This is a genomic window from Pseudarthrobacter sp. fls2-241-R2A-168, from assembly GCF_030209335.1.
In the GTDB taxonomy this organism is placed as follows: domain Bacteria; phylum Actinomycetota; class Actinomycetes; order Actinomycetales; family Micrococcaceae; genus Arthrobacter.
This window is the reverse complement of the sequence record NZ_JARVSG010000017.1, coordinates 55,260-82,023: the sequence shown is the minus strand read 5'-3', so window position 1 is coordinate 82,023 and position 26,764 is coordinate 55,260. Positions and strand designations below refer to the sequence as shown.

General features: G+C 60.4%; 23 protein-coding genes and 1 pseudogene. 14 read left to right on the top strand and 10 right to left on the bottom strand.

Translation table 11 applies throughout. The features are described 5' to 3' along the window. Positions 1 to 172: 172 nt before the first annotated feature. Together QRN11_RS12405 and QRN11_RS12400 are read left to right on the top strand one after the other, a co-directional pair. Positions 173 to 1,594: a competence protein CoiA gene (locus tag QRN11_RS12405; RefSeq protein WP_285251210.1), complete on the top strand. Its 1,422-nt coding sequence runs from the start codon at positions 173 to 175 to the stop codon at positions 1,592 to 1,594. Between the two features lie 333 nt (positions 1,595 to 1,927). Then, entirely contained in the window at positions 1,928 to 2,074 is a 147-nt protein-coding gene (locus QRN11_RS12400) for a hypothetical protein (protein ID WP_285251209.1), read from the top strand. Between the two features lie 1,283 nt (positions 2,075 to 3,357). Here QRN11_RS12400 and QRN11_RS12395 read toward each other — a convergent pair. The 7 genes from QRN11_RS12395 to QRN11_RS12365 all read right to left on the bottom strand — a co-directional run bounded on the left by QRN11_RS12395 (position 3,358) and on the right by QRN11_RS12365 (position 10,755). Then, positions 3,358 to 4,128 (bottom strand): ParA family protein, encoded by a 771-nt coding sequence (locus QRN11_RS12395; RefSeq protein WP_142059561.1) that lies wholly within the window; start codon positions 4,126 to 4,128, stop codon positions 3,358 to 3,360. Between the two features lie 977 nt (positions 4,129 to 5,105). Further along, positions 5,106 to 6,701: a hypothetical protein gene (locus tag QRN11_RS12390; protein ID WP_285251208.1), complete on the bottom strand. Its 1,596-nt coding sequence runs from the start codon at positions 6,699 to 6,701 to the stop codon at positions 5,106 to 5,108. A gap of 400 nt (positions 6,702 to 7,101) precedes the next feature. Beyond that, positions 7,102 to 7,314: a hypothetical protein gene (locus QRN11_RS12385; protein ID WP_142059631.1), complete on the bottom strand. Its 213-nt coding sequence runs from the start codon at positions 7,312 to 7,314 to the stop codon at positions 7,102 to 7,104. A 67-nt stretch (positions 7,315 to 7,381) separates the two neighbouring features. After that, positions 7,382 to 8,845 carry a MinD/ParA family ATP-binding protein gene (locus QRN11_RS12380; protein WP_285251207.1) on the bottom strand — a complete coding sequence of 488 codons (1,464 nt, stop codon included), beginning with the start codon at positions 8,843 to 8,845 and terminating at the stop codon, positions 7,382 to 7,384. 6 nt (positions 8,846 to 8,851) lie between these two features. Continuing rightward, positions 8,852 to 9,367 (bottom strand): hypothetical protein, encoded by a 516-nt coding sequence (locus tag QRN11_RS12375; protein WP_285251206.1) that lies wholly within the window; start codon positions 9,365 to 9,367, stop codon positions 8,852 to 8,854. Beyond that, positions 9,364 to 10,446 (bottom strand): CHAP domain-containing protein, encoded by a 1,083-nt coding sequence (locus tag QRN11_RS12370; protein ID WP_285251205.1) that lies wholly within the window; start codon positions 10,444 to 10,446, stop codon positions 9,364 to 9,366. Before QRN11_RS12370 ends, QRN11_RS12375 begins: the two co-directional genes overlap by 4 nt. 36 nt (positions 10,447 to 10,482) lie before the next feature. Further along, the gene (locus QRN11_RS12365) at positions 10,483 to 10,755 is read right to left on the bottom strand and encodes a helix-turn-helix domain-containing protein (RefSeq protein ID WP_011689726.1); all 273 of its coding nucleotides are present in this window, start codon (positions 10,753 to 10,755) and stop codon (positions 10,483 to 10,485) included. Positions 10,756 to 10,922: 167 nt separating this feature from the next. On the opposite strand from QRN11_RS12365, the gene QRN11_RS12360 reads away from it, so the two are divergent. The 12 genes from QRN11_RS12360 (at position 10,923) to QRN11_RS12305 (ending at position 23,299) form a co-directional block, all read left to right on the top strand. Continuing rightward, the gene (locus QRN11_RS12360) at positions 10,923 to 11,516 is read left to right on the top strand and encodes a DUF6668 family protein (protein WP_285251204.1); all 594 of its coding nucleotides are present in this window, start codon (positions 10,923 to 10,925) and stop codon (positions 11,514 to 11,516) included. Between the two features lie 14 nt (positions 11,517 to 11,530). Next, a complete protein-coding gene (locus QRN11_RS12355) occupies positions 11,531 to 11,818 on the top strand; it encodes a hypothetical protein (protein WP_009358107.1) in 288 nt (95 codons plus the stop codon). 12 nt (positions 11,819 to 11,830) lie between these two features. After that, positions 11,831 to 12,556, top strand: coding sequence for a DUF8175 domain-containg protein (locus tag QRN11_RS12350; protein WP_285251203.1), 726 nt, complete (start codon positions 11,831 to 11,833; stop codon positions 12,554 to 12,556). Then, positions 12,556 to 13,866, top strand: coding sequence for a TrbL/VirB6 family protein (locus tag QRN11_RS12345; RefSeq protein ID WP_502935027.1), 1,311 nt, complete (start codon positions 12,556 to 12,558; stop codon positions 13,864 to 13,866). The genes QRN11_RS12350 and QRN11_RS12345 overlap by 1 nt, the downstream gene beginning before the upstream one ends. Before the next feature lies 1 nt (position 13,867). Beyond that, positions 13,868 to 15,379, top strand: a complete 1,512-nt coding sequence (locus QRN11_RS12340) for an SCO6880 family protein (protein WP_285251299.1) — start codon at positions 13,868 to 13,870, stop codon at positions 15,377 to 15,379. Next, positions 15,379 to 16,986: a putative type IV secretion/conjugal transfer ATPase gene (locus QRN11_RS12335; protein ID WP_285251201.1), complete on the top strand. Its 1,608-nt coding sequence runs from the start codon at positions 15,379 to 15,381 to the stop codon at positions 16,984 to 16,986. The genes QRN11_RS12340 and QRN11_RS12335 overlap by 1 nt, the downstream gene beginning before the upstream one ends. Before the next feature lie 140 nt (positions 16,987 to 17,126). Continuing rightward, positions 17,127 to 18,005, top strand: coding sequence for a hypothetical protein (locus QRN11_RS12330; RefSeq protein WP_285251200.1), 879 nt, complete (start codon positions 17,127 to 17,129; stop codon positions 18,003 to 18,005). Positions 18,006 to 18,016: 11 nt separating this feature from the next. After that, entirely contained in the window at positions 18,017 to 19,789 is a 1,773-nt protein-coding gene (locus QRN11_RS12325) for a type IV secretory system conjugative DNA transfer family protein (RefSeq protein ID WP_285251199.1), read from the top strand. Next, the gene (locus tag QRN11_RS12320; RefSeq protein WP_285251198.1) at positions 19,782 to 20,204 is read left to right on the top strand and encodes a DUF4913 domain-containing protein; all 423 of its coding nucleotides are present in this window, start codon (positions 19,782 to 19,784) and stop codon (positions 20,202 to 20,204) included. The genes QRN11_RS12325 and QRN11_RS12320 overlap by 8 nt, the downstream gene beginning before the upstream one ends. A gap of 214 nt (positions 20,205 to 20,418) precedes the next feature. Further along, positions 20,419 to 21,165, top strand: coding sequence for a DUF5131 family protein (locus QRN11_RS12315; RefSeq protein WP_285251197.1), 747 nt, complete (start codon positions 20,419 to 20,421; stop codon positions 21,163 to 21,165). Continuing rightward, a complete protein-coding gene (tcmP, locus tag QRN11_RS12310; protein WP_350223986.1) occupies positions 21,137 to 22,420 on the top strand; it encodes a three-Cys-motif partner protein TcmP in 1,284 nt (427 codons plus the stop codon). The genes QRN11_RS12315 and tcmP overlap by 29 nt, the downstream gene beginning before the upstream one ends. Positions 22,421 to 22,525: 105 nt before the next feature. Then, positions 22,526 to 23,299, top strand: coding sequence for a hypothetical protein (locus tag QRN11_RS12305; RefSeq protein WP_285251196.1), 774 nt, complete (start codon positions 22,526 to 22,528; stop codon positions 23,297 to 23,299). Positions 23,300 to 23,650: 351 nt separating this feature from the next. Here QRN11_RS12305 and QRN11_RS22535 read toward each other — a convergent pair. The 3 genes and pseudogenes from QRN11_RS22535 to QRN11_RS12295 form a co-directional block, all read right to left on the bottom strand. Next, positions 23,651 to 23,740: pseudogene (locus QRN11_RS22535) on the bottom strand (hypothetical protein); the annotation flags it as partial. A gap of 836 nt (positions 23,741 to 24,576) precedes the next feature. After that, positions 24,577 to 25,377 (bottom strand): MFS transporter, encoded by an 801-nt coding sequence (locus QRN11_RS12300; RefSeq protein ID WP_350223985.1) that lies wholly within the window; start codon positions 25,375 to 25,377, stop codon positions 24,577 to 24,579. Positions 25,378 to 26,163: 786 nt separating this feature from the next. Further along, positions 26,164 to 26,379, bottom strand: coding sequence for a hypothetical protein (locus QRN11_RS12295; protein WP_285251194.1), 216 nt, complete (start codon positions 26,377 to 26,379; stop codon positions 26,164 to 26,166). Between the last annotated feature and the right edge of the window lie 385 nt (positions 26,380 to 26,764).

Below are 26,764 nucleotides of genomic sequence, written 5' to 3'. Positions count from 1 at the left end.
AATGTCAAGGTGGGTTACAACCTCTCTTTGAGGGTCCGCAGGGTTGCCGACCCCTGCAAGCGCTAGAGTTCGTGAGACTTTCAGACCTCGCTATTGATGTCTGTTGCCGTGCAGGGGGGCCTGTGTGGTGAAATCACTTCCAGCACCAGAGGAGCTGCAACTAAGGGGGACCATGCTGCTTGTTGCCATGCTCGACGGCCAGCGTATCGATGCCACGACGCTGTCAAGAGCGTCCTGGCTGGAGCTGCAGAATTCCGAAAAGCGGAAGCGGCTGATATTGCCAGGCTGCGGCATCCGGGCCATAGCAAAACCCCGCGGGGAGATGACCCAGTATTTCGCGCACCTCAGTGTCAGGGAATGCAAGGTGGACCACGGCGGGGAGTCACCACAGCATCTCGCCATGAAAGAAGCGCTGCGGGACCGGATAAACGCCGTGGAGGGTTGGCACGCGATCGTGGAGCATCCGCATGCTTCCAGGGAATGGATCATTGATGTTCTGGCAGAGTCGGATGACTTCCGGCGCCGGGTAGCCTTTGAGGTTCAACTCTCATCGCAAAGCCCAGCAAAATATCAGCATAGGAGCCAGCGCTACTTCAGTGATGGCCTCTTCCCCGTATGGATCGTGCCCCGCCGGCTGGAGGACAACCTGATCCGCGTCCCATTCGTCGTAACAGGGTTCGGGAAGAGCTCGAAAATTCCGGCCACAACAGGCACGTTGATGGAGCTGGATGTTACTTGTGATTTCCGGGAGGAAGATACCCTCGGCACCTTCGTGGACAATCTGCTGCAGCGGGGCCACGGCTGGAACCACGGTAGCCCCGACGACCAGGCTGCGCGATACAAGAAAAGAGCAGAGAGCGATGCCCGACTCCGGGATGAGGCCAGACGCCGCCAGCAGGCCATTGATGAGCGCATCGAGGAGATGAACCAGGATAGCGCTGCGCCCGAAAGGGCTTTCGGTGCGCATACCGTCCTCACCGACGATGGGCCCTTCATCTGGGCATCCCTGTCCCAATGCTGGAGGTGCGAGCACCCTATGCTCCTCTGGGATGCAGAGCCTTCCACGTCTGGCCGACAGTACCTGTCGATCCCTACTCTGGACATCAAACGTGAGGTCGGTATGAAACGATACGAAAGCGATGCGGCCGTCCATGCAGTGCTAGACATCTGGATGAACGCAGTCCGAGCTGACGTGCAGAAGGCCAACATCAAGCTCCGCCGCAGCAAAAAGAAAGCTGCTGAATATAGCGCTTTCGTTTGCCCGGAATGCGATGCGCTGATCGGCCAGATGTTCATCTCCTGCCTTAGGCCAGAAAAGTGGTCCTTGATCAGCGCTCCTCTGCTGAAGAAACAGACCACTACAACCGGGCCGACGAAGCCGGAGGGCCGAAATGATCCGAGGAAGGGCAAGCCGCAAAAGCAGCGGTCACCTGTCGTTGTGCCAAAGGAAAGACCGCGGTACCCGCGGCCCACGGTCCCGGAAGAGCTGCAAATGGACCGAAAGAAGTCATGGGCCGAGATCCACTCCGCCGACGGCGTCGCCGAGGCCAGGCGAAAGTTTATGGGAACTGCCGCGCCTTATCGGGGCAATTGATTGGTCATTCCACACCAAACCTAGGAGCGAGCCCAGAAACAGTCGTTTGACGTACCCCTCGATCGAGCCCCGGCCCCCGAGGAGCGAATTCACCACCCCGCCGGTAGGAGAGGGGGCGGGACTGCGTCCGGCCCCGTCACGATGAGTGCTAAATGAGCACTCCTCTTCAAAAGCCGGGCTGATGGTGTCGGCCATGTTCTGCCCGTCAGGCCCACGTTGAGCAGGCAAGCATGTGGAGTAGGCACCCGTGACGGGTAAGCGGGGCTGACTCCAGACGTGCTGAGACCGGGAGCCAGCCCCACCCCCAACGGCAAATGCTCCAGGAGAAGACGTATGGACCTCCCCAACAAGGACAAGGAACACCTGCCGCTGCACATCATCCGGCAAATCCATGCTCCCACCAAGCAATTACGCTTTCCCTCATCTCTTGCTGATCGGCCCGTTCCTCAGCGCGGCCTTTATGTTTTGGGTGCCGTTTGATGAGGTCGAGAACGCGACTTGGGTCTGAGGGTTTGCCGATGTGGGACCGAACCGCTTCCAGGTCTCCAAGGATTGGGTTCTCCATTTGATGGCAAAACAATCGCCTTATATCGTCACTGCAGAAAGCCCGTCGATCCCCCATTCGACGGGCTTTCGCCATTGTCCATCAGGGCAACAAAGCCCTAGACTCAGCGGCACACGTCACTTACCAACTAGAGCAGGGTGCTAACTACAGCTCACAGGAGCAACGGCAGACTCTGGGCGACCCTTGTCTTGCTCTTCTCTTGCCTCCAGGTACTGCAGAAGGCTGTATACGATTTCCTGGTGGAGTTGCTGGGTCGTATCAATATGAATTTCGGTGACGGCGACCAGGAAAGAAGTTCTCGCCATGCACTGCAGCCATGAGGGCTTATTGCGCAGTCTCCACGTCCGAGTGGCTTTGTGCATTTTGCCGTCCTCCCCGACGGCGAGAAGCTCCTCGCTCCCTTGGAGCCGGATAGCCCACCCGAGCCCGACCTCTCCGGTATAGACGCCAGGGACCGTGCTGAAGTCAGCACGGAGGATGGGCTCTGGAGCATAACGGCGTTGCCTGCACACCTCGATGAATGTAAAGACAGCCTCGGCAAAGACAGCATCGTATTGACTAAGACCTTCCACGAACGTCCCTCCCGTATGCCGGTCGCTTGTCCGGCCCGACTATACAACCCGCTACAGTCGCCGGCGACAGGATTCCTCCCCTGTTCCACTTGGATAGTGTCGGAATCCGCTGGTAAGGAAACAGGGATAACCAAGTCAAAAACGCACCTTATTGCCACTCCCCTACTGGCCGGCCGTCAACACATGCTCGAACAAAAAGAGCGCCAAGCGACTTCTAACGGGGCTAATAGGCGGGTCAGAAATGGTCGTTATTGACTACCCACGAACGCGCCAGCTATGGCTAATAATTACGTCAAGACATAATTATTTTTTGAGGCGGTCCCTGACTGCCTCATCCAGGAAGTCGATGATCGAAAGTCCGTGCTCAGCCACATAGTCATCCATCTCGTCTCTGAGTTCGATTTCGATCTTTGAGGAGAAGGGTTCCATCCGACGTTTACTTCGAGGACGGCCCGGCCCGGGCCGCCTGTTTGACGATGTTCGAGGAGCAGCCTCTAGCGAGTCAGGTGACTGTGCATGCGAAGGTTCCGTAGACAGCGCTTGTCTACTGTCGCTTCGGGAAGTCAGAACATCGACTACGTCGGCAGCGGGCGCTTTGCGGATTGCTGATTTTCTCTCTACTGGCATCAGTTGACTCCATCGATAAAGCGAGCATGCTCGACGAACTTTTCGGTCATGATTACAGCTCCCCTGCTGTTGAGCTTTGTAAGAGGCGCTCTCGAGCTGACAGAGTCCTGCATAGCAGTCCTGAGCGGAAGGTGAGGACTCCTTACATCTTGGCCATAGGCAGCCTCCAGTTCGCCGATTTGGAAGGCATGCTCTCCTGTCAGGGGCGAACTGGTCTTGTTGATGATGATTCCTAGGAACTCAAGTGCCGGATTCAGGTGCGGTAACGACTGCACTTTCTTCACTGTCTCCAGGAATTCGGTGACGCCTTTGACCGAGAAGGCTGCAGGCTCCGTTATGGCAAGGACTCGATCAGCCCAAATAAGGCCATTGAGCGTAAGACGACCCAACGCGGGCGGAAGATCCAGAAGAATGTGATCGTATGCCATCAATTCCTCAGCGCCCCAGGCGGCGGTCTTTAGCCGCAACTCTGGTGTCATGAGGCTTTCCGATTCCAGCCGCGCAAGCGATTCGGAGCTCGGGATGAGATCGATGCCAGGCCAAGAGGTCTCGGTGATGGCCTGCCCCAAAGTGCCGGCTTCTCCCCCATACAACACGTCGAAAACGTCGAACTCACCGGAGCCTTCAAGTGCTTCGGTGACATTAGCCTGAGGATCCAGGTCAATCACAAGCACTTTCTTGCCGATCAACTTCAGACCAGTGGCAAGACCCAGTGTCACAGAGGTCTTACCAACTCCGCCTTTTCGGTTCCCTATCGCAGTTACTTTCACAAGTCACCTCAATCACAATCAATAAATATGTCTATCCGTCTATCAATTCGTCAATCAATCTATCTTTACGTCATGACGTATTTATTACCATCTGGCGGTAAGCGCACCCGCACCACCCCACAGGAACGTTCGATGATCAATCTATCCATCTATCTTTACGTCATGACGTATTTATCTCGGCGTGTCGCCGAGATAGGGGTGGTTTCGATATCGAATCCTAGCCGGGAGGAACGAAGACTACCTCTGACGTCACATGTGGCACCCCGGCATGCTCACCAGAGAAGGTCCATCGAGTGCCATCGGTCCCGAAGCGCACTGGACATCGGGCTATCCATCTATCCATCTATCTATCTTTCTTTACGTCATGACGTATTTATCTCCGCGCGTCGCCTATGAAAGCGGAACTACAGAGAGGGAGGTGGTGGGTTTCCGAGATCGAGTGCCTAGCTCCGGAAGGGACGGAGAACTACCTCTGGCGTCGCATGGGCACCGATAGGCTCGCCAAAAACACTGGGAGTGCAGGGCCTTCCAGGCACTGTATGGACGCACCTTTAACGGCCGCGACCGTATCCGAAGGTGAAATATGTCTGGATTTATTTTATAGGCCGCTAGCCTGAAGAAGGCTGAGGGCATACCCCGGTACTCTGCGACACCGAGGCTCAAGGGGAAGTGGCGTGGTGATGACGTCTTCATAGAGTCCCTATTGGGCCGACTCGTTTGATCTGGGGCCGCTCTAGACTCACCGGCCCTGAACACGAATAAATACGTCAAGATTGATTTCTCCACATACTCCTTGCTCGACCTCGGGTTCACGGCAGGCGGCGAGAACTAAGAGAGTCTTCGCCCACTGTCCATAAGGCAGAGCCCTCGGCGGGTGGCAGTCAGCAAGGTTTACGATCGAGATCGAAAAGATCCTCCTCAACCTGCTTGCAGGCCGGCACCGGAATGCATTCCTAATTCTTTCCTGTCACTCGGCCTCAAGCTGCATGCCAAACTGCCGCATCATCGGGTGGTAGCCAGTACTCATCCCGTTCTGGATCAAACAGGTCACTCTCTTCGACCTTGGGGGTAAGAAACCGGTCTAGGTAGGCGTGCCAGGCAGCACGTTCATTGCGGTTACGGCTAATCTGATCAAGGTAGTCATCCATGACGCCGAGTCGTGCCGCGAGCATGCGTAAGTTGACTGTGGTGATCTTCCACGTTTGTCCCTGGCGTTCGACCATACCTAGGGCTTCCATCTCTGCCAGCGCGGCCGAGCATGCATTCCGGCTGACACCGCTGGCCCGCACGAGGTCCGCAGTCGTGGGGGAGTGGCGTCCACGTTCGATGGCTTCGTACACCAGCGCTGTTGCATCCCCGAGGGCTCGAAAAACAGGCCGGATGGCATGAATTTTTCCTTTTCGCCAGGCTAGTTCGCGAGCCAGTTGCTGGTACTGCTCGGGGAGTTGGATGAGATAGACGTCGGCGGCTTTGTGGCGTGCATCCATGATTTTGGTCAGGATTCCATCGGAGGCAGCAACCAGAACGGGTAGGAGCCTCGCAATGGTGACGTGGTGTTTTCCCATCGCCACAGCAAGAGTTCGACATCCAACATCAAGAACATTAGTTTCCTTGGCCCTCATGTAGCCCAGTAGTCCACGAATGAGCAGACGGAGGCTGAGGCCTTGCCGGCCTCTGGCTTGCAGTCTGTGATCGAGGACTGCGTAGAGTACATTTTCCAGATCATTTACGAGCTGCTGCACTCCAACGCTGCTAGGTTTCTCTGCCCCCCCGGTGGTTAAAGTTGGGCTTGTGTTGTTAATAGGGGCACTCTTTTTCCTGTGTTTACGGGGGAGTCGTTTCTGCACGGCTTGGCTGGAGGTGAGGGACTGGGCTTTGGTCCACTCATAGGGCAGGAGTCGTGTCTGGCGTTGGGGGGTTCCGTAGAGGGCGGCCAGCCCGGGGAACTGGCCGGTGAGTTCGTTCTCGATGTCTTGTAGGGACCAGCCGCAGGCGCTGAAGTGGTTCAGCACAGCCATGCGAGCCTCGGATGGGCCCTTGTACCTGGCCGTGTCGTACAGGCCAGTTCGGGCGACCTTGCGCAGCGGCGCTTCACTACCAGCGTTTAGCGGTAGAGCCGGCAGAATCCCGGTTCGCTGTCCGGCAACCGTCTTGGCTGCGCGGGCTTTGAGTGCGCGCTTCCGGGTTAGCTCCGGAGCCAGTGCGGACCGAAGCTCCATCAGCGCAGAGGCTGGGTTGCGGCGCCGCAGGATGTCGTATGCCTGGGACAGAGGAGTGATGAGGGTTTGGTGGCCACCGGACTTGTGGGGCGTTCCTGGGACACGGATGCACCCGTCGGTGATGTTCTGGTGGGGGCTCGGGTCGAGACTGGTGGCCATCAGGGCTAGCGCTTCGACTAGTTCCCGGGCCTCGGCTGCGTCCATCCGGTCGGGCAGCGGCACGTACAGGTGGCGTCCACCGCTGGGGGAGAAATCCTCCACGAACCTCATGCCGCACGCCGACAACAAACGGCCCACCCGGACCGCGTCTGAGTCCACCACGCCTTTCAATGCCTTCGAGGTGTCAAAGTCCAAGCACAGCGTAGAGACTCGGCCGTCCGTGCCGTGCACCATTACAGCAGCAGGATGTCTCGGCAAAGAACGAGTGATCTTCGGCGCATTCTTTGGCCGAGGATATTGAAACCTCTGCCCAATCCAGCGCCCCAATCGGTACGAAGGCGCGCCAGCTATCAGCGGAGCAAGACCCCATGCATCTTCTGGTTTTGGACGTTGAGCGACACTCACAAGGGCATGCGTTGACGTCAATACCGGTTCCGGTACCATGGATTGCAGTAGCCTTCCTCTCGGGGATGGATATGACAAGATCCACCCACTGGGTGGGTGTTGGATAAAAGTTCAGATCGCGACCCGCCAAGATCATTGATCTGAACTACATATGTTTACGGAGGCCCGCCTAGTGCGGGCCTTCAGTAATTTAAGACGCCCTGGGGATCAGCGCCTCCTGCGGTTGGTCTATCTTGTTGGGAAGCCCGCTGTCGCGGTCGATGAGCGCGCCAAGGTACTCGCTCAGCGATAGGCCGTGGCGTGCCGCTTGCGTACTCGCGCGAGCGTGCTGGTCGGGCAATACGCGGCCGCGCAAAGCGACGCGCTGGCCGTCGAGCTTCGGGGTTGCATATGGCTGACTCATGGTCTCATCCTTGCCCATCCATGAGCCTCGGTACCGGTACCGCAATCTTTCGGCGTGTCGCACTTTCTTAGAAACCTTTTGCCACAGCTGCGGCCGCGGCGAGCCACGCGCGTTGGGTAGCGGGTTGGAGGGCGTCGTAGCGGATGGGGCCGTTGACCAGGGCGGGGTCGTAGGGGATCCGGACTACGGCGCGTACATGCGGGGCGAAGCCGTCAGCGATCCGCCTGGCCTCATCCTTCGCGCGCTTGAGCGCATCGCCGCTCATGCTGCGCTTGGCATCGGTGGACTCGGACACGATGACGACGGCGTTGCGGGCCAGCTCGGCATCGTGGCCGCCACGGGATTCCAGCGTTTGGAGAGTCAGGCGCGCGGCCTCGGCGCGGTCTTCGATGGCTGTCACGGGGACCACGAGCTGATTGGTGTGGTGGATCATTCGCCGCCAATTCGCGGCGCGGGCGGTATTTCCGGAGTCCATGACGATCAGGCGGTAGTAGCGGGTGAGTACCTGGTGGGCGATGTCCACCTCCTCTGCGGTCACCTCGTGGTCACCCTCCTCGTTCTCGTCCGAGCGCAGGACGTCGAACTTGTCCGAGGTCTGGTGGTGGACGAACTGGGCGATCTCGGCTGCTTGGGCGCTGGGGGAGAGCAGAGCCTGGGATGAGTCGATGAGATCCAGGACGCTGTTGTTATGGCCGCCCTTTTCGGTGCGCCAGCCAAGAGTGCCCTGTGATTCGTTGTTGTCCCAGGCGACGGTGGCCGCGCCGCTGTAGCGGGCCAGGATCGCGCTGAGCATCACGACGGTGGGGGTCTTGTTCGCTCCGCCCTTGCGGTTGACGACAGCTACGGTGCGGGGGCCGGGCCAGTGCTGGCTCACTGTGCGGATGTCTTCGCGTTCGGCCAGCTCTTCAGGGGAGGGGTCCATGCGGAGGCCGAGGCGGCTGAGGACGCCGCGCCAGCCGCGCGTGGCCGGCTGGAGCACGGGCGCGCTGATGAGGAACGACGTGTCTTTGAGGCTGCGCCGGATGGCAGGCTCCACAGCGGCTGCTGTGGCAGCCCGTGCGCGCGCCCCGGCGGGCGCGGCTGTAACGGCCGCACCGAAGGTCACCGCCGCAGCGTCGCCAGCTTCTGCCGGCGCCTCCTCGGACGGAGAGGCGTCAGGGACCGAAACAGGCGTAGGTGCAGGCGCGGCCGTGGTCGCGGCCTTGGCCGTCTCCAGTGAAGGGGATGCCGTAACGGGCAGACGGTCCTGCTCCCACTTCGGGGTGGGCTTGATCGGAGCGGCCTCGCTGACGACGCCCTCGGGGGAGACGATGATGAGGCCGTGCCCGTCCGGGTCAGTGGTGCTGACGCGGACGGGTCGGCCGAGCTGAGCCGCGGTTTCGGTGATGATCCGTAATGCATCGCTAAGGACGGCGGCTTCGTCGGCGGCCTCGATCGCGTGGGAGGTTCCGTTGATGGTGACTTCGCCGGTTCCGTTAGTCCGCAGAACGGCGTTGATCTTGGGGAAGTCGAGCGCTTGAGTTTCCATCATCTGTCCTTACTTTGTGCCGTTCGGGGGCGTGAAACGGTTGACCTGCCAAGGCTTGTCGGCTGCGCTGCGGAGCAGTTGCACGTCGTAGTCGCCGGCATCGGTGGGAAAGACGACATGGCAGCCGAAACCGTTGTTCTCATCGATCCTGAGCTGGCCCGTTCCGGTGAGCCTGGTGACCGGGATGTTGGCCGGGTCAACGTATTGGTAATCAGCGGTTGCTTGGGCGGTCAGCAGCTGCCCGAGCTCCTGGATCCATTGTTTGTCCGTGACCGTGGGACGGGCGTACAGCGTCATGGCCTTGGTCGCCGTTTCCAGCGCGGCTGTTTTGCTTGCCTCGTCCCAGGCAACACCTAGGGTGGCCGGTGCTGTGCCGCCGGGAGCTTGGGGCTTACCGCCTGCGCTGAGCGTGGCTGGGCTGGCGGCGGAAGTGCTGCGCGACGGTTCTGCGGGTGTTGAGCTGGATAGCGGCGCGCAGGCCGTGCACACGAGCAGGGCCGCGAGGGCTGTCAGGGCGCGTTTCATGGTTCCTCCGGTGAGTCGCTGCCGGGCAGGTAGAGAAAGGCGCTGGGAGTGCTGTTCTCTACGGTGCGGGTGTAGTAGGTGTGGTCGTTCGGGGCGGGGTTGCCGTTGTAGCCCTCTTCGAGGAAGCTGCCGTCACCGTTGACGGCTTTGACGATGGCGACGTGGCCGTAGGTGCCGTCGGCGCCCCCGGTGCCGGGGGAGTACCAGACGACCGCGCCGACCCGTGGTGTTCCACCGGTGGGCCAGCCCTTGGTGTCCCAGCCGTCTTTCCAGGTAAGGGCAGAGCCGAGCACGGCACCGTCAGGCCGGAAGGTGCCGTTCAGGACCTTGTAGGGGGTGGTGGTGCTGCCCAGTTGCTGGTTGATGCGCCAGAGGGCGAAGTCGACGCACTCGCGGTTGTACATGCCCAGCGGGGATGGCTCGTAGATCTTGGCCGTGCGCCACGGCAGGTCATCGTCTTTACCGGATTGGCCGGGGATCCCGCAGGAGCTTTCCCCGCCGGCATCGGTGATCTGCACGTCGGCCAGGGCGGCGACGACCTCGACGGCGGCCGCCCAGTAGGGCTGGTAGTGGAACGGGTCGGCGTTGCGCTGGACCCTGTGCGCGGCCGTGGTGGGTTCGAGCTGTTCCCACCCGCTGACCTTCTGCAGGGCGGTGAAGAAGTTCGTGGCTGAAGCCGTTGGGTTCATCCGGTCCGGGTAGGTCCCCCATGCGCCGTTGTCGCGCTGCTGGAACAGTCCCCGGGAGTCAGGGCCCGGGCCGTCGCCGTAGTCCAGAACCCGGAGCCCGGATTCGCCCATGGCCGTCATGACGCCGATCGTCTGCCCCCGGGCAGACAGTCCAAGGGCTTTGCCTGCGTTGATGATCAGGGCCGCGTTCTTGAGCTGTTCGCCCTCGTAGCCGGCGACAGCGACTTTGGGCAGCTGGCTTGCGTCAACGCTGACGCTGGATCCGGTCGGTGAGCAGACGTCGGCCGCGGCCTGGGAGCTCCCGCCGAACAGGATGATGGACAGTACCAAGCCGACGGGCGCGAGGACGGCGCCGGCGACCAGCGCGGGCGCGCTCGTTCGTGATTGCATGTGTCCCCCTCACATCTGCTCGTCGGCTGCTTCGCCCTAGGGCTGGTCCTCGTCGTTCACTTCTGGTGTCTGGCCCTTCCTGAGCGTGTTCCGGTTCTCCCAGACCCAGTCCTTGACTTGATCTCTGGCGATCAACCATGTCTTCTCGACTTGGTAAGCAGGAATCACTCCGGTTTGGAGCCAGCGGTAGACGGTGTTTCGGGACAACCCGAAGATCTCTTCGAGGTCCTGAGGCGTAAGACGCTCCGGGTACTTGGCGAAGAGTGCTTCCAGGTACTTGGGGTCCACGCTCAGTCCGTCCCACCGCATAGAGCCATCGTAGACCACAAATTGGTACTGTGATGTACTAGAAGTGACTGAAAGGTACTAAACCTGTTGTTTGCGGTCACTTTTGGCCTTTCGTGTCGGATGGTACCGATACGATCTTTGCGGACATTAGTAGGGGATGTGAAATGCCGGTCTCAAAGAATCGCTGGGTGACGCTCGGCGCAGAAGCTATCGACGAACCCGTTCCGGCCATCCCGGAAGAGCCGCCTTTCATCCCTACGGGGGCGACGAGGCCACAGCTGAGCGTTCCTCAGCCGGACCAGGCGGACCGGCTTCCCCGAAGGAACGTTGCGGGGAAGGAACCGAGCTTTTGGTGGCTTGGCGTCCACGGCGGCGCGGGCGAAACGTCGCTTGCACGCCTGGACAAGAGAACCAAAGCCGCCGAGCATCAGTGGCCTTTGACGGCAGCCGGATCCGTGATCGTCCTGGTTGCCAAGTCCAATGTCCCTAGCCTTCGTGCAGCACGGCTGGCTGCAACTGAATGGGCTTCCGGTTCTCTTCCCGGGATCCACGTCGCCGGCCTCGTGGTCATGGCTGACGCTCCCGGACGGCTCCCCAAAGAGATCCGCGACTTCGCTCGCGTCGTCGGCGGGGGAGTGCCCCACATGTGGCATTTCCCGTGGGTGGACGCATGGCGTTACGGCCATGACGTCGCCGCCGAGGAACTTTCCAAAGAAGCCCGCATCACCCTTGAACAGGTCCACATCGCAGTTACAGCCACCGCCGGACTCCCGGCCAAATAGAAAGTAGAAGCTGAATGTTGTTCTCCAAGGCCATGGAATGGTCAAGCTTTGCCATCACCGAGATACCGAACCCGGGCACAGGTGAGGCACCTCCCGGCTCTGAAGGTTTGTTGACGATCCTCAAATGGGTCGCATGGATCGTCTTCGGCCTGGCCGTGGCGGGCATCCTGATCACAGCCGGAACGATGATGATCAATAACCGACGCGGAGAGGGCGGCGAGCATGCCGGCCGTCTGGCATGGGTCCTCGGCGGGTGCATCCTGGCAGCCTCCGCAGGCGGCGTCGTAGGCGCCCTGGTCTAAGGAGCTTCAGCCGTGACTGAACCGACAGTGAACGAAGACCAGAATCCGCTGACCAAACCTAAGTTCATCATCTCGGCCGTTGTCGTGGCGATCATTGTCGCGCTCGGGGTAATCCTGGCCCTGGTGCCCAGAGGCGGCGGAACGGCGTCCCCTGAACCGAGCACCACCAGCACGAGCGCCAGCAGCGGCCAACCTACCGCGACGTCGGCGGCCAGCGTGTGCGGCCTGCCATCCGGTGACCAGGCCAAGCCGGCCACTACACCCGCCGACACCAAGTGGGAATTGGTCGGCAAGATCGCCGCACCAACATCGCCCACGCAGTTCGGCCCCGGCAAGACCGAAGCCAACGGCCTCCGCTCCTGCTTCGCACACTCACCCATGGGAGCCCTGTACGCCGCGTCGAACGTCGCCGTACTGTCCGCCACGGGGAAGGCTCGGCTGGTTTATGAGGAGCTAGCAGTCCCTGGACCCGAACGCGATGCACTGCTGAATCAGCCTGAGCCGCAAACGACATCAGCTGTGACAGCGCAGATCGCCGGCTTCCAGATCCGCTCGTATGACCCCGATCGAGCCGTGATCGTCATTGCTGCAAAGGGCAGCAACGGTGCGCTGGTTTCCGTTCCTGTTCCGCTCCAGTGGCACAGCGGCGACTGGAAGGTTGTTGTTCCCGCAACCGGCAGCACGGGCGGAGGACAGATAAGTGACTTGTCCGGGTACATTCCCTGGTCTGGTGTCTGATGGCCTGCGAAGGATGGGACGCCTTCAGCATCGGTTGCCATGCAGGCGCGGCCTTAGAGGACGTCGCCAATGATGCCGTCAAGAACATGGCGAAAGCTATTGCCGATGCCGTTGGACAAACAGTCCAAACACTCGGGACATTTTGGGTGAACGTGGGAACTCCCGCTCTCACCGCGGCCCCGGGAGGGTCTACCGCGAGTGACCCGGTGTTGTTCCTGCAGAACAGTCTCTACTTCTGGACGGCTTCCCTGGCTGTGATGTCTGTCCTCGTGGGTGCAGCCAAGATGACGATTGAGCGCAGGGGTGCACCCTTGCGGGATCTGGTGCGTTCGCTGGCGACCCTGATCGTCGTCTCCGGCGCCGGTGTGGCAGCAGTGGGACTGCTGACGGTCACGGCGGATCAGTTCTCTGCTTGGATCATCACTAATTCCACGAATGGGACCTCGTTCAACGAGAACATCACGGCACTGTTGGCGCTTTCGGCGACCAGCCCGATCGGGTCGATCATGATCATTCTCCTGGGGCTGATTGCGATTCTGGCCTCCGTAATGCAGATCGTGCTCATGATCGTTCGTGGCGGCCTTCTCGTGGTTCTGACGGGGATCTTCCCTACGGCTGCAGCTTTCAGCAACACCGAGGCGGGCAGGGGTTGGTTCCAGAAGTGCACAGCTTGGTTGATCGCTTTCATTCTCTACAAGCCCGCGGCCGCCATTATCTACGCGACGGCCTTCCAGCTCAGTGGCAGCAAGATCTTCGGGAACGTTGGTGATGGCAAGGACTTCGGCTCCGCGCTCCTGGCAACGGTCACCGGGCTGGCTTTGATGATCATTGCTTTGTTCGCCATGCCGGCCCTCATGCGGTTCGTCACCCCGATGGTTGGTGCTGTTGCCGGCGGCGGTGGCGGTCTGGCAGCAGGGACGGTCGGCGCACTGGCTTCCGGCGCAATCAGCATGGGCAGCGCCGGACGCGGCGGCGGATCATCCACCGGCTCGACCACAACCAGCAGCACCTCGAGCCAAAGCCCTGGATCCCAGGGTCCCTCGGGCACTGGCAGCCAGGGAGCGGCAGGAACGTCCGGCACAGCGGGGAAGACAGGTACCCGGAGCGCCGGAGCCACTGGCGCGGCAGCATCTACCGGTACCGGAAGTGCTGCTGCAGGCAGCGGAGCAGCGGCCAGCGGTGGCGCTGCGGCCGCGGGAGCGGGCGCGGGCGGTGTCGCCGTACTGGCAGCACAAAAGGGCGTTGAAGCAGGCCAGGCCGCTTCCGGTGCCATCAAAGACATGAGCGAAGAATCCACGGGGGGTGCCTGAGATGGCAGCGATCGAGAACACATACAGGGAACCGACCTACGGCAACTGGCGGCGTCCGCGCAAAGCGGGCATCGGCACCCTTGGTGGACTGGCAACAGCCGGTTTGTTTGTTGGCCTCATCATCACGGTGATCTGTCTCTTTGTCGGCGGCTGGTTCGCCGGGCTCGTTGCTCTGTTCATTCTTGGGCTGGCGCTGGCCGTCGTCTCGGTGACCGACAAGCACAACAAGTCCGTAGGGGAGCGGGTTTTCGCCCGGCTGGCGTTCCGCTCAGCACGGCGCAAGAAGGCCAACATCTACCGCTCCGGTCCGTTGGGACTGACGCCTTGGGGCGAGTTCCAGCTGCCGGGGATCTCTGCCGGTTCCAAACTGTACGAGTTCACGGACTCCTACGGCCGTCCGTTCGCGCTGATCCACCTTCCTTCCACCGCGCACTACACCGTTGTCTTCGGCACCCAGCCTGACGGGGCGTCCTTGGTAGATCCTGAACAGGTCGATGCCTGGGTGGCTAACTGGGGCGGCTGGCTGGCCTCGTTGTCGAATGAGCCAGCTGTCGTGGCTGCATCCGTCACGGTCGAAACCGCACCCGATTCCGGGGCGCGGCTGCGCCGGGAAGTTGAATCGAACATCCATGACGATGCCCCGGCCATTGCCAAGGCCATGCTCCGGGAGGCCTTGGAGACCTATCCGCAGGGATCGGCCACGATCCGTGCCTGGGTCGCGCTGACGTTCAGCGCCGCTGCCCGGGCCGGCGGCAAGCGACGCACGGCAGAAGAGATCGCTAGGGATCTCGCGTCACGGCTTCCCAGCCTGACCGAGCGTCTGGAATCCACCGGCGCCGGCGCGTGCGCGCCGTTGAACGCTCAGGAACTGTGTGAGGTCGTTCGCGTCGCGTACGACCCTGCAGCGGCCCGGCTCATTGATGAAGCCCACTATCAGGGCACACCCGTTGATTTGGACTGGGGCGACGTCGGACCGTCCGCCCATCAAGCCGACTGGGACGGCTACCGCCACGATTCCGGGCACTCTGTGTCCTGGTCAATGACGGGCGCACCCCGCGGCCACATTCTGGCATCAGCGCTGGCCCGCCTGGTGGCACCGCACGGGGAGATCGACCGCAAGCGCGTCACCTTGCTGTACCGGCCGATCGAAGCCGGCCGCGCGGCCGCCATCGTGGAGTCGGACCAAACAAGCGCATTGACCCGGGCCTCCTCGACCAACCGGCCCACCGCCCGCGCCCTGGTCGATGCGCGCGCGGCGCAGGCCACCGCAGCGGAGGAAGCCAAGGGTGCCGGGCTGGTCAACTTCGGCATGGTGGTCACGGCCACGGTGCTGTCCGCCCGTGACCTTGAGGACGCCGTGGCCGTTGTGGAAGGCAACCTCGGCCCGTCGGCACGTCTGCTGTTGCGGCGCGCTTACGGCTCGCAGGATTCTGCCTTTGCCGCGTCCCTGCCGCTGGGGCTGGTCCTGCCCAAGCACTTGAAGGTTCCCGAAGAGATCCGCGAGGCCATGTGATGTTCGGCAGCAAGACGAAGCACCAGCGCACACATGCCCCGGCCACGAAGCTCGCGGCCGGGGCAGCCCGCCGCCCGGGTCTGCGGGGCTGGCGCGGCCGCGGACAGGGCGAAGCTGTCTACGTCACCGCAGCCGAGGAATGGCGCGGAACCTCGGTCCAGGTCTGCGGTCTCTGGCCGTTCGTGGGCGGCTCCGGCACCCCGATCCTGGGAGTGCCGATCGGCGTTCACACCGACACCGGAGCGCCCTTCGGCGCCGATCCGATCAGCTGGTTTATGCACGGAATGATCAACAACCCCTCCATGTTTGTCCTCGGCCTGCCGCACTACGGCAAGTCCACCCTGGTCCGGCACATCGTCCTGGGCCTGGCAGGCCGTGGCATCAACCCGTTGATCCTTGGTGACCTGAAGCCGGATTACGTTGACCTGATCGAAGCCCTTGGCGGGCAGGTCATCAGCCTGGGTCCCGGACGCGGCCACTTGAACGTCCTGGACCCCGGCGAAGCCACGGGAGCCGCCGTCAGGCTGCTCGCCTCGGCCGAGGAACACCGGGCCAAAGCAAACCGGACCCTGAATGATCCAGATGGCGACCCGTCCGCGGCCGCGCCCCTGCTCGCTGCAGCGGTGAAGGCGGAGAAGCTGGCCGAACAGCTGATGGCCGACTCCCACAACCGGCGCCTGAACATGATTACGGCGCTGATCACCATCGTGCGGAACGCCAAGCCCAGCGCGCACGAGGAATCCCTGATTGACCGGGCACTGCACATCCTGGACGAGCGCTTGGACCGCGTTCCCCTGATCGGGGATCTGATCGAGGTCATCAAAGACGCACCCGACGAGCTGCGGGCCATTGCCTTGGACCGCGGCGATATGAGCCGTTACCTCGACGCGACCGACCAACTGCGCCAGTCGCTGTACTCCCTCGACGGCTCGGGCCGGTTCTCGGACATGTTCTCCCAGCCCACCGATCAGCCGATGGACCTGACCAAACCCGTGGTCTTCGACCTGTCAGGGATCTCCGACACGCAGAGGGACATCCAAGCGGCCTGCCTGCTGGCCTGCTGGTCAACCGGGTTCGCCACCGTCCAGGTGGCCCACACCCTGGCCGACGCCGGCCTGGAACCGCGCCGGAACTACTTCGTCGTCATGGACGAACTGTGGCGGGCCCTTCGCTCCGGTGAAGGCATGGTAGACCGGGTCGACTCGCTCACCCGGCTGAACCGTACCGAAGGTGTTGGGCAAGCCATGATCACGCACACCATGAGCGACCTCGAAGCCCTGCCCACCGAATCCGAACGGATGAAAGCCCGCGGATTCGTCGAACGCTCCGGCATGGTCGTCTGCGGCGCACTCCCCGGAGCCGAAATGGAAAAACTCAACAAAGCCGTCACCCTCTCCCGCGCCGAGCAAGCCCGCCTCATCTCATGGGCCGACCCCGGGTCATGGACCGACGCCGGCGGATCCCGCAAACGCGTCCGCCCGGGCCTGGGCAAATTCCTCTTCAAAGTCGGCGGCCGCCCCGGCATTCCGGTCGCACTCAAACTGACCAGGGTCGAGGAATCACTGCACGACACGAACAAGCGCTGGCACGATCAAGGGAAGCCATGAAACTTCGCCGCAGGAGCCCTGTAATTAGGAAAAGCAGGGCTCTTAACAAGGATCGGGCCCTTGTCGTTCAAATCGAAGTCGATCCTCCACCCAAGACCGCACATCCAGCGGCCCCGCTGTGGGCACGTGTTACAGCAAGCGTGACCTTGTCTGGTTTAGCCTTCCTGGGATTGTTCACTTGGTTCACCTCTATATCCGCTTCACCTGACCAACCAGCAACTGACCAAAAGATACTGATCTTCACGGATAGACCTGGGGTACCCCTGCAGGCGAGTATTGATTTCAGCGAGACCGTCACCCGTTCCGGCGAGAAGTTCAACATGGTCTTGTTCCTACTGACCGTAGATGCGAGCTATCAGGGCGACTCTGTTGGGGTCAGCATTGCCTTCCAAGGTGAAGGCTTCCGACGCCCTAACCAGCGCGTGGTTCCCCCTATTGGGAATTGCAGTTTAGAAGCTGATATCTATGAGCCCGAAGGTATCTCTCCCACGTGCACCGACAGCGAGACTTTGAATCCTTTCCGAGCGGAGCGATACCAAGTGGTCTCTGCAACCCTGAACGGCACCGGTAACCCTATGCGTTTTACTCTGACGGCGCAGTCCACTGACGGCTGGTCATCGTCCGGCTTCTCCAGGACAGCTTTTCACCTTCCCCAAGTGGGCACGGGTTACGGAGAACCGGAATCGCTGTCACCTGAAGAGAACAACATAGGCCCCACACAGCTATTTCATCCGGATGTGACGGCGCTAGACGTTACTTACCGTCCGCTAACCTCTGACGAAAAAATTGAAATTGTTTCACCTCAACCCCAAGACTCCGATGCCTTGCACTGGAGCAAAGCAGGCAACGGATCCTTTTCGGCGCACGGGTCAACAGTCGTCCTAGGCAGGCAGGAGCAACAAAGCAACCAGACCTTCCTAATCGGCGTTCTGGCCGGCTTAGTCCCCCTTGTTGGCAGTTGGATCTATAAACAGCTGGGGCAGCCGCTTCCATTCCGGCGCCGCAGCATTCAACGATAAGGAGAAGAGCCGTGGGTTCACCCAATAACAGGAAACGCTCACAACTCGACGGTGAGACGTTACTGCTATGGATCTTCATTACGGTCGTAGTGCTCGGTGTCGGCTCGGTCGCCGGCGCCGTGCATATGGGGTCGATCCTGTCTGGTGACGGCCAGGCACTGCCGGCGAACCCGTTTGAACTTGTCTTCGGCCTGATCTCCCAGAAGGTCACGTGGCCGGCGGCGGCCACGTGGGTACTGATCGGTTTCGGGGTCCTCATTGTCGTCGTGGCCGTTCTGGTGGTTCGTGCAGTGCTGCGGAAACGGTCGAAGCGGTCGCGCGTGGACGCCGCCGCCCAGCACATGGCCAAGGGCCGCGACCTGCGCGCGCTGAGCCTGCGCGGAGCCACGGCCACGGCCGAACGCCTCGGCGTGAAAGGCTCTCCCGGCGTCCCGGTCGGTAAGACCGTCCTGGGCGGACAAATGGTCTACGGATCCTGGGAAGACATGCACATCGATATCTGGGGACCCCGAACGGGCAAGACGACATCCCGGGCGATCCCTGCGATCCTTGCCGCCCCGGGAGCAGCTTTGGTGACCTCGAACAAGCGGGACATCGTGGACGGAACACGCGACGTCCGCGCAGCTGAGGGCCCGGTGTGGGTCTTCGATCCGCAGTCCATCGCACTCGAGGAACCTTCTTGGTGGTGGAACCCCCTGTCCTACGTCACTGATGAAGTGAAAGCGGCACGCCTTGCCGACCACTTCGCCGCCGGTTCCCGCGGCCCGGACGCCAAAACGGACGCCTACTTCGACCCAGCCGGCCAGGATCTCCTCGCCGGGCTCCTGCTTGCCGCCGCCCTCGACAGCCGCCCGATCACGCAGGTCCACACCTGGCTGACCCGCCCCGCTGACGACGAAGCGGTGGACATCCTCAAAGCCCACGGCTTCACCCAGACCTCAAACGCCGTCGGCGGCGTCATCAACGCACCCGAAAAGCAACGCGGCGGCGTGTACGGCACAGCGCTGCAGATGGCGTCCTGCCTCACCAACCGCCAAGTGGCACGCTGGGTGACGCCTCAAGGCGACGACGATCGTCGTCCCCAGTTCGACCCGGCAGCATTCGTCCGCTCCAAGGGCACGCTGTACAGCCTGTCCAAGGAAGGCAAAGGCACCGCCGGGCCGCTGGTCACGGCGCTGACCGTGGCCACGGTCGAGGCTGCCGAAGAACTCGCCGTCCACTCACCCGGAGGACGGCTGGCCACACCCATGGTCGGTGTTCTGGACGAGGCAGCCAACGTCTGCCGCTGGCGCGAACTGCCGAACCTGTACAGCCACTACGGCTCCCGGGGCATCGTCCTGATGACCATCCTCCAGTCCTGGTCCCAGGGCGTGGAAGTGTGGGGCCGCGAGGGCATGCGCAAGCTCTGGTCCGCCTCCAACATCAAGGTCTACGGCGGCGGTGTCGCCGAGGCCGAGTTCCTGAACGAACTCGCCCAGCTCGTTGGCGAATACCGGTATTCCAACATGACCAGAAGCCGCTCCAAACAAGGCACCTCCTACAGCCACGACGACGACCGCAAAGAACGCACCCTTGACGTGTCCGACCTGGCCGCGTTCCCGCGCGGCCGCGCCATCATGTTCGCCTCCGGCGCCCCAGCTGCACTGCTGGAGACCGTGCCTTGGATGAGCGGTCCTCAGGCTGATGCGGTGCGGGCCTCCATCGCCGCACACGACCCCGCGAACAAGCCCACGGCCGCAACTGCCGGGAACCGGTGGATAGCCGCGGGTGCCGCTAATGAGTGAAGGCCTGGGGGAGTGGGACGACGAGCTGGAGGACACTGCAGCAGCCACGCAGCCGGCCGAGAAGGACTCGGACGCCCCGCAGCTGTTCTACCCGAACGTGGCTGAATTCGTCAGCAACAAGCTGGCCACCAGCTACCGCCGGCAGCTCAACGTGCAGGGCGGGGTGACCTGGTGCCCGCAATGGTGGAAACACGCCGAAGCGATCAGCCGCCTCGAAGCGCTCTGGCGCGCCTGGGAATTCCTGCGCCTGGATGGCACCACAGGGATGAGCGTGTGGTGGCGCGACCACGCAGACCACCACATGTCCGTCCTGCTCGCAACAGATGGGCCGTTCAAGGGCTGCACCCCCGACGACGGCCACCGCTCCAAACTCGGCCCTCTACCCTGCGAAGAACCGCCTCCAGGGTTGTTCTAAACCACTGCTGTCAGCCAACGCTCAAAGGTGACCGCGCAGGCTGTACATAGTTGGGGTCAATCCGGGTTATCCACGGCTGTAAACCGGGAGCCATCGGGAAAGCTCCCTCAGCAGCAGTAGCGGTGGATAACCCATCAGGATTGTCCCCGGCTGTGGGCAGCGGCTCGGAGTGCTGCAATTCTTTGGCCCTTCGTCCCAGGGGTAGGCTCCTTTCATGGCTGACCGCAGTGGGATCGAATGGACGGAATCAACTTGGAACCCAGTAACTGGGTGTGACAAGGTGTCGTCTGGCTGTGAAAACTGCTATGCGCTTACTCTTTCTAAGCGACTCAAGGCAATGGGGAATCACAAGTACCAAGCCGACGGAGACCCGCGTACGTCTGGCCCTGGCTTCGGACTTACTCTCCATCCCGACTCCCTTGACATCCCACGGAAGTGGCGGTCCCCGAGGGTGATTTTCGTTAACTCCATGTCTGACTTATTTCACGCACGGGTACCCCGATCCTTCGTTAAGGATGTTTTCGACGTGATGCGAGATACTCCTCAGCACACGTATCAGGTTCTAACTAAGCGCAGTTTAAGAATGCGTCGCATGGCCGATTCGTTGGATTGGCCCAGCAATCTTTGGATGGGCGTCTCCGTTGAAGACGGTTCACAGTTGGCCCGCGTAGATCACCTCCGCGATGTTCCGTCCGCAGTCCGATTCCTATCCTGTGAACCCCTACTTGGTTCTCTTGCTGGCCTAGATCTCACCAGCATCGATTGGGTAATAGCGGGTGGGGAGTCGGGTATCAATGCTCGGCCGATGCGACTGGAATGGGCGCGGGAGATACGAGATATTTGTCTGGCGCGTGAAACTCCTTTCTTTTTCAAGCAGTGGGGTGGCCGGACGCCTAAGACGTTGGGTAGATCCCTGGACGGCCGTACATGGGATGAGATGCCTGAGAGAGAAGTGGCGTGATCAACATAAATGGGGGAATAGTGTGACCGATAAGAACGCGGAGTCCAATCTCGAAGCCAACCTAATGGAATCGGTCGTTTTTCACACGGCTAAGCAATCCCCGGCCGTACTGAAGCATGCTGTCCTGGAAACGTATCTACCTCCATTCATTGGCAAGACTGGATCAACATCTTCGGGTGGGGCCATCGCATTCGTTGATGGATACGCGGGGCCCGGCCGATATCTGGACGGGCAAGAGGGTTCAGGCTCCCTAGTTCTTCGCAAAGGGAATGAATCCCGATCGATCGGGAGTGGCCGTACACTGCACTGCTTCTTTGTCGAGCAGGATGGGCCTACCGTGCAGCGTTTGGCAGAAACCGTTGCCAGCGAATCTGAGGGTTTGCCTGTGGAAGTTTTCGCCGAGGCAGCAGCATCGGCCCTTCCCAAAATCCTCGATCGAACACGCGACTTTCCAACGCTTTTTTACTTGGATCCCTGCGGACTGCTCATTCCCTTCGAGCAAATGTCCCCGCTTTTTGAACGCCCTGGGGGTTTAGGGGCTCCTGCAACAGAAGTGCTTCTCAACTTTTCTGCAACGACTCTGCGCAGAGTGGCCGGTCACCTGTCGAGCCCCAACCGGGTAGAGAGAACACTCACTCGTATGGATGAGGTCTGCGGCGGGGCGTGGTGGCGTCAAGTTTGGCTGGATGCTTTGCCTGATAAGGCTGCAGCAGAAGCGGCCGTAGTCGCTGGTTACGCTTCCCGCATGAGCGCCGCTGCCGGAGGTGCTGGCGTTTGGACTATTGATGTTAGACGGAAGCCCGGCCATATGCCGCTTTACTATCTAATTTTTGCATCTCGTCATCCAGATGGTTTGGTACTTTTCGGCGAGAGCACGTCATTGGCTTTGGGAAAATGGCGAGAGTACCTTGCCCGTCTGGACGCACAAGACAGCCTGTTCGCTTTTGGTGATGCCTGGGTGGAGGACTTTAAACGTGCGGAAGCAGAACTGGAGAAAGCCTGGGTCCAGGACATCACCCTCAATCTGGAAGCCTTGCTGTCAGAAGGACGATCTTTCAAGGTCTTGATGAGGTACAACGAAGTGTTCGGGGAACATGTTGGTGTGGCACGTGGAAAGCATCTTCGCGCCGCATGGAAGGATTTATTGAAGAGGGGGGTAGTTCGAAATTCCCCAGTTGGAGTCAAGGACATTTTTAGGCATCCAATAGAACCTGCCGAGCCAGCACCTACCACCCTGAAGTTCGCAGATGTATAGAAGGGACCGTTTACCTCCGCCGCCGGTGTTTCCACGTAGTGACCTCTACAGAGCCGCCTCTCTCGCACGGCGCCCGCTGCCCCCTGACGGGACGGATGTTCTGAAGTGACGGATGTATATGACCGCGTAAGCGCAGTCTTTGAAATTAGCGCGGAGTTTCTCAGGGAACCTGCCGACCTTCCATCTGACAGTCTCTTCGGCAGGGATGCAGCCCTTGTGAGTTTTCGAACATACGATATCGTTCGCACGCAATGGTCGACCGGGGTAAAGAATCTTAGGGTCGCAGCCGACATGTCCGGGGCCGCGCCAGCAGTCCACCTTGGGCTGCACCTTGTTGCACTTCGATCAGCGCTCCTCTGTACAGCCAGGGCGTTGTGGATTCTCTCCTCCTTTGAACCCGAGGAGCGGGTAGCCCGAGCCGCTTGCACAGTAATGGCGGACCGGCGGCGAGGCCGTGCAGCATTGCAAGCTGCTGGCGAAGCATCACATGAGCCCGGCCTCTTGAAAGTCGCAGACCGATTCGAAGAGGCTCGGAGGAAGATAGAAGAAGAGCTGCAGAGGGCTGGGATCTCGCCCGTCAGATCCCCTACCGAAACACAACTTGTCAACCACCTTGGTGAGAAGGTGGACGACTACTATGGCGAAGACGGCCGATCAAAACAAGATGCACTGGTCCTGTGGAGTGCCTCCAGTAGTCTCTCCCATGGGGAGAGGTGGTTCTCGGATCTCGGTAAATCCATGGCTGAGACAGTCACCAAACGCTCATTGGATGTTGTCTGCAGTGGCTTGAACCTTGTATGGCAGGACTCGCTCGCTGGACTCGCCACTGGTATCCGCTTTCCTTGGTTCCCGGCCAAGAAGCCCGATCCATCCGGCTGAGCTACGGAGGGAGATTCTGCCCTGGTGTCTTCTGAAAGTGTCAGGTTGGCATCTCAGAGTCCCTCTGACCATTGTCAGCAAAAGAGCTAATGGACCTTAATCTGACGGCAGTTGCGCAAGTCCTTGACGTCAGGTTTGGGTGTACGCAACTGCACGCCCGGCGCGGGTGAGGTATGCTCTCACCGGCGGTGCCGGGTTGGCTGTGGCTACGGGGGGAGCAGACGAAATGCAGTGCCCGTCGAGGATCGCCAAGCTTGCGGTCTCGCCCAGGCTTGGACGGTTGTAGCTAGCGTTGGCCGCGCGGCCGCTTTGATACCGATTGCAGCCTCTCTACGTCCGATGAGGCCAAGGTCAAGAGCATAGCTTCGGTTGCCGAGTGGTTGGGTAACCGCGGTTTGCGAGTGTACGGAGCAGCCGGTGAGTGCCAGCCGGGCTTATCCCTAGCTTTTAGAAACATCGGTCAGTTTCGCTACACCCCTGACGGGGCAATGTATTTGACGTTGTGAGCGCGCGCTCTGGACGGTTTGCACGTACTGGATCGGATGTCTTTCATTTGTGCGGTAAGAACTGGGAATTTCGCCCGGCTTCTCAGTGCTATCAAAAGCGGCGACCCGCTGCCTCGCTACGTCGGGATTAAGGCCTACTTCCACTCCTCGTATGTGGTTCCGTAAGGTACCGATTCGCAGAGGCCTGCCGTGTACAGGCCTATTGATCTCCTTGTCACTCTGATACCCACGCGTCTGGTCATTGCAGCAGGTTTGAGAAATTCAACGGCGTGATTCAGAGCATCGGAGAGCTGCCTTCTGCTGGGGACCTGTATCTGTATCGGTCCTGAGGACGGTATATTCATCTTTTTTCCTTGTCTGAATGTGTTGATGCGATTCGAAGTATCACGGGTGGTTCCCAGGGCCCAGCTGCATCGCTCGGCGTGGTCTTGGCCTGGCGGCTTAGTACGTGCTGATGTGGCCTCGGGAGTTCGGAGGCATGGTTGTTTCAAGGAAACATGGGATGCACGGGGCGTGGTTGAGACCGGAGGAGCCGGTAAACGTACCGAGGCCCGGAAGCATGGGCCTCGGTATCGTCTAAGGGGGAGCGGCCCCCTTCTTAAAGTTCCCCGACTGTCGGTGGTTGCCTGGGCAGTTAAACGGGTTCGTGTTTCTTGGAATGAATAGAGGGAAAAGCATGGATCTGAGTTCTGTGCTGAGATCCCCCGGCGGGACCTGCAGGAGATCGGACCTCAGTACGAGAGAAGCTGTTGCGGCAGCTGAGTCCTTTGTCTACTTCCCGAGAAAGACTCCATTGCGCTGTTTAGCGAGGACATACAGCGCCACGCTTATCGCGCAGAGGGCGGCGACGTAGACAGGGAATAGTCCACGAAGCCCCTGCTGCTGGAGCCATACCAGCACGAAGGACGAGGTGCCCCCGAAAAGGGCTGCACGCACTCCGAACCCAAGCCCAGCCCCCGTAGCCCTGCAGAATTGGGGAAGCAGTGAACTTGCGACCACGTTGAACGAGGTGAGGTTGAACAGGAGCACGATTGCGCCACCGAACATGACTCCTGCGAAGGCACCGATGCCGGGCGACGTGTAGAACAGGGTGATGAAAACGCAGGGGATCGCTGCGAGACGTGCCAGAATGAACCATCGTGACAGGGCCCATTTGTCGAGAAAGCGGCTAAGGATTAGAGCGCCGATGGTGAGAATGACGCTGAGTCCTGTTGTGATGGCGAAGACAGCGGTGGGGTCTTCCTTGAATGTGCCGGTGGCCAAGCTAGGCAGACCTGCGGTCCAGGAATAGTTGTAGGCCTGGACCGCGCCGACGATAAAGATCATCGCGAGGATGATGAGCCAGTACTTGCGCAGTCCATGCCACACGCCCGGAGAACCTGTGGGGTCAGCATCAGTCGACGTCGAACCCGGTTTTGCGTCTGCATGCAGAGTTTCGGGAAGTGTGCGCCGGAGCCACATCACAACGAAGCCGAGCAGTCCGCCCAGGATGAAGGGAAAGCGCCACCCGAATGCTCCCATCCCTGCCGCTCCCAGGAGTGCGCTGCAGAGAAAGCTGGAGAGCGGGGCCAACAGATCCTCCCATAATCGTTGCCGGCCCAGGAGGTGGAAGGGTCCGAACTATGAGTTGCCTCTCTACCATGTCACCCGCTGCTGGGTTATGCCGTATGGAACGGCGTCACTGATGCTAACGGTGAATTGGCCTGGTGCTTCATGAGTAACGAGAATTCCGCAACAACGAGCGGTCATGGCTCTTTCTTGAGCGAGGGCAAGGGCCTCCGTGAGTTCGCGTTCGAGGGCCTCTGCGTCAGAAGCTATAACTCTGAGCGGTTCCCGTAGTTTTGTGTCGTTCATTTCATCTCCTGGTAAACACCAATGCCGACTGGTTGGCTGCGTGGCGTGGCTGGGCCCCGCATCGATTTAGTTGCTTGCGTGTGGCGACCCGAAGTGGCACTGCAGGATCATAGTGGACAGATCGGAGCAACAAGCGGATAAGAGCTGTTATTGGTTCTCAAACTGCTGCTTCGGGCGTATTTCGTGGACTTTTCAATGTGAATCCTGAGGGGTAGTATCACGCCCATCAGCCGAGACACTACCCCTCAGTACGGCGCTTTCGAAGCCTCACAAGTAGCCAGGGTCGTACGTCAGTGCAGGGAAGAATCATCGGGCGTGGTCTCGTAGAGCCAAATCTCCATCTATAAAACTAGGCAGTGGAGGGTTTGGGGAGCCAACTTCGCCATAAAATCCAGAAGATTCGCCTAGGGCAACTGTCATCCCTAATAGGCTTACCCCCCAGTTGGCAGCCATTGGCTCGAGAGCCTAACCTCGACGTTCACGAAGGCATCCAGCCGAGTGAATTCATTTGCTGGTACAGAACAGTTCTAACCCATCATCCTTATGAAAAAGTCTGCGTTCTCCCAAACTCACGACGACCCAGACGACATCCCCATTTTCGGAAGCTAATTCCACATCTCCTCGTTCAATAGGAATGCCGTCCAGGCAAACTTCTACGGTGTCACCCGATGACACTTGGTCCCACCTCTTCTGGTCAACGACACCTTTGGGAATTTCCATCGAATCTCTCTTACATATGGCTGACACTGAGCGGTCATTCGATGAGTCACCGGAACTCAATCCGGGACCTCAGACCTAGGGCTTTCAGGAGGTTTCAAGGCACTGCTCACTGACTCGATAAGCATGTGCTCCATTGGATTGTGCTACCCATCTTGAAAGCGGCGGTTCGACCACCAGCTTCCCAGTAGTAAATTCTGCCCCATCTCCAACTCGGCGTTCCGAATGGAACCCAAAAGCCGGGGGCCCGATGCAACCATGCTTTAAAGGACACGGGAATCGGCCGCATTTTGAACCATTAGTCGTATCTATGACATGCCAGGGGTCTGACGGCGATTAGGTCTCACTCGGAAAACCGGGAGGTTGAAGTTGAGCAGGTGGAACTGGC